General features: G+C 66.0%; 2 protein-coding genes. One reads left to right on the top strand and one right to left on the bottom strand.

Features of this window, described 5'->3' with window-relative positions:
* Window positions 1–696 (bottom strand): MinD/ParA family ATP-binding protein (locus WAN71_RS23595; RefSeq protein ID WP_422227651.1); only part of this gene is annotated, 696 nt, incomplete at its 3' end.
* A 798-nt stretch (window positions 697–1494) separates the two neighbouring features.
* Between WAN71_RS23595 and WAN71_RS23600 the strand changes: the two genes are divergently transcribed.
* Window positions 1495–3365 (top strand): glutamate synthase central domain-containing protein (locus tag WAN71_RS23600; protein WP_422227652.1); only part of this gene is annotated, 1871 nt, incomplete at its 3' end.

The following is a 3365-nucleotide window of genomic DNA, read 5'->3' on the forward strand; positions in this document are numbered from 1 at the left end:
GTGACGGTCGAGCCGCGACGCGGCTTCGCGATACAGCGCGGGATCGAGCACGCGGCGCGGACCGGCCGTCGGCTCCCCGGCCAGCACGTACAGGCCCGCCGAATTGCTGCCGACGCGACTGGTCACATCGGCGAACGACGCAAGATTCCGGTCGGCGGCAAGTTCCCAGTACGAGCCGCTGGTCTGCGGGTCGATCCTGCTGCCAAGCCGGCCGAAGGCAGTGTCGGCGTCGACCGCGACCACGCGGTCTTGCCGGCGCATCTCCGCGAAGATCGACCCAACGCTCGCGGCGATGGTGGTTTTCCCGACACCGCCCTTGCCGAGCACACCCACCTTGTAGTTGCCGCGAAGCACGGCGCCGATGGTGGCCGCATAATCGGCTTCCTGCTTTTCCTGGGGCGACGGTCCGGGATTGATCCGGCCGAAGGTGGCCTTGCACACGATGCGCCGCCAGCCGTATTTGGGAATGGGTGGCCGCGGTTGCGGCAGTGCCGGCGAAACGTCGAGCCCACCCCACGAAGCTTGCTGAGTTCCGGCGGCGGGCCGCGGCGCAGCAGATCGCGGGCCGCCGGCCTGCGGGTGTGGCGCTCGCCGAGCGTCGGCCTGCGGATGTGGCGGTCGTTCTGGCGGACCGGCATGGGCCGCAGGCCCTAGCCGGTCCAGCCGGTCCCGCAGGAAATCGTCACGCTCGTTCATGGGCTCACGTGCTCGGATACCCAGTGCTCCCGCAAGCTGGCGATCCGATCGTCATCATGGATTCTCCGTTGGCTGTGCGAGCGGAATCGGTCCATCGAAGCGGCTATAAACCTCGCCAGCCCGACAATGGCATCGTAGATGCGCTGCGGGTCACCCAAGCCACGGCGTTCAAGTCGACACCTGTTGCATACCGACACCGCCGATGTGGCTTAAAAAATCCGGGCAACTTCTTCGGCAGGGTCCCCGTTTACCCGCCCCGGCGGCCCAGACGCCCGGCAACTACCACCGAATCGGCCCATGCACCGCCGCTGCCACGCCTTATGGTGAGGCGCATCACCGGACCCACCAGGCCTGCGGGCGAGCTACCCGGTGATCTGCCCGTTGTTGGATCTCCATCACAGCAAATTGCCGCAGCACATCGTGTGGGCGGCAGCCTATTGCCGCACGCCGCGCAAACACGTTCCGGCACATCCAAATAGCCAGCGTCACTGCCTGAACAGGCAAACCGGCCCAGCAGAGCCGCCGCAACGAAGCAGCACCCCCGACCGGCGGGTTAGTATTGATGAAGTTGGCATGTCAGGCGGGTTTTGTCATATCGTTTTACGACTTGTCGAAAACCGGGTACAGGGCCACCGTGCAACGCTGCACGGATGCATCCCCAACCGGATCACCGCCGCCAGGCGACCAGCATATCGACAAGACCGATGGGGCCTAGCCCGCAAGCCTCCGGGGCGCGGCGCCAACGGAGATGATTGAGGAATTCCGCGGCAGAAAGTATTGGTGAAGGGTCAGGTGGGAATGGCGCCCAACCGCTCGGGCTCTACGGGGCTCTACAACCCCGCATTCGAGCACGACTCATGCGGGGTGGCCATGGTCGTCGACATGCACGGCCGCCGCAGCCGCGACATCGTGGACAAGGCGATCACCGCGCTGCTCAACCTCGAGCATCGCGGCGCACAAGGCGCCGAGCCGCATAGCGGCGACGGCGCCGGCATCCTGATCCAGGTTCCCGATCACTTCCTGCGTTCGGTCGTCGAGTTTGAGCTGCCCGAAGCGGGCAACTACGCCACCGGCATCGCGTTCCTGCCGCAATCCTCGAAAGAAGCGGCGGCGGCCTGTGCTGCGGTGGAGAAGATCGTCGAAGCCGAAGGCCTGCAGACGCTCGGCTGGCGCGACGTGCCGACCGACGAGTCGTCGCTGGGCGCGCTGTCCCGCGACGCGATGCCCACCTTCCGCCAGCTGTTCATCGCAGGCGCCAGCGACATGGACTTGGAGCGGCGCGCCTACGTCATCCGCAAGCGTGCCGAGCACGAACTCGGCACCAAGGGCCCTGGGCAGGACGGTCCCGGTCGCGAAACGGTTTATTTCCCAAGCCTTTCCGGACAGACATTCGTCTACAAGGGAATGTTGACCACCCCGCAGCTCAAGGCCTTTTATCTCGATCTGCAAGACGACCGGCTGGCCAGTGCGCTGGGCATCGTGCACTCTCGCTTTTCTACCAACACCTTCCCGTCGTGGCCGCTGGCGCACCCGTTCCGCCGCATCGCCCACAACGGCGAGATCAACACCGTCACAGGTAACGAGAACTGGATGCGCGCCCGCGAGGCGTTGATAAAGACCGACGTCTTCGGCTCCTACGATGACGTCGACAAGCTGTTCCCGATCTGCACCCCGGGCGCCTCAGACACCGCGCGCTTCGACGAGGCGCTGGAACTGTTGCACCTGGGCGGGCGCAGCCTCGCCCACGCGGTGCTGATGATGATCCCCGAGGCGTGGGAGCGGCACGAGTCGATGGACCCGGCCCGGCGGGCGTTTTACCAATATCACTCCTCGCTGATGGAACCGTGGGACGGCCCGGCGTCGATGACGTTCACCGATGGCACCATCATCGGCGCGGTCCTCGACCGCAACGGCCTACGCCCGTCGCGGATTTGGGTCACCGCCGACGGCCTTGTCGTGATGGCTTCCGAAGCCGGCGTGCTGGACCTCGACCCGTCGACGGTGGTGCGGCGGATGCGGCTGCAGCCCGGCCGGATGTTCCTGGTCGACACCACGCAGGGCCGGATCGTGTCCGACGAGGAGATCAAGGCCGAACTGGCCGCCGAGCAGCCGTATCGGCAGTGGCTGGGCAACGGGCTGATTCCGCTGGCCGAGCTGCCCCAGGGCAACTACGCCCGGATGCCGCACCATCGGGTTGTGTTGCGCCAGTTGGTTTTCGGTTACACCTACGAAGAGCTCAACCTGTTGGTGGCGCCGATGGTGCGGACCGGCGCCGAGCCGATCGGTTCGATGGGCACCGATACGCCGGTTGCGGTACTCTCTCAGCGGCCGCGGATGCTGTTCGACTACTTCCAGCAACTGTTCGCGCAGGTGACCAACCCACCGCTGGATGCCATCCGCGAAGAGGTGGTGACCAGTCTGCAGGGCACCGTCGGGCCGGAGGGCGACCTGCTCAACCCCAACGAGGACTCCTGTCGCCAAATCGTCTTGCCGCAGCCGATTCTGCGCAACCACGAACTGGCCAAGCTGATCAACCTCGACCCGGACGTCGAGGTCAACGGTCGTCGGCACGGCTTGCGGTCCAAGGTGATTCGCTGCCTGTACCCGGTCGCCGAGAACGGCGCCGGTCTGAAGGCGGCGCTCGACGAGGTGCGTGGGCAGACGTCGGC

The sequence above is a fragment of the Mycobacterium sp. genome, assembly GCF_049280035.1.
Lineage (GTDB): Bacteria > Actinomycetota > Actinomycetes > Mycobacteriales > Mycobacteriaceae > Mycobacterium.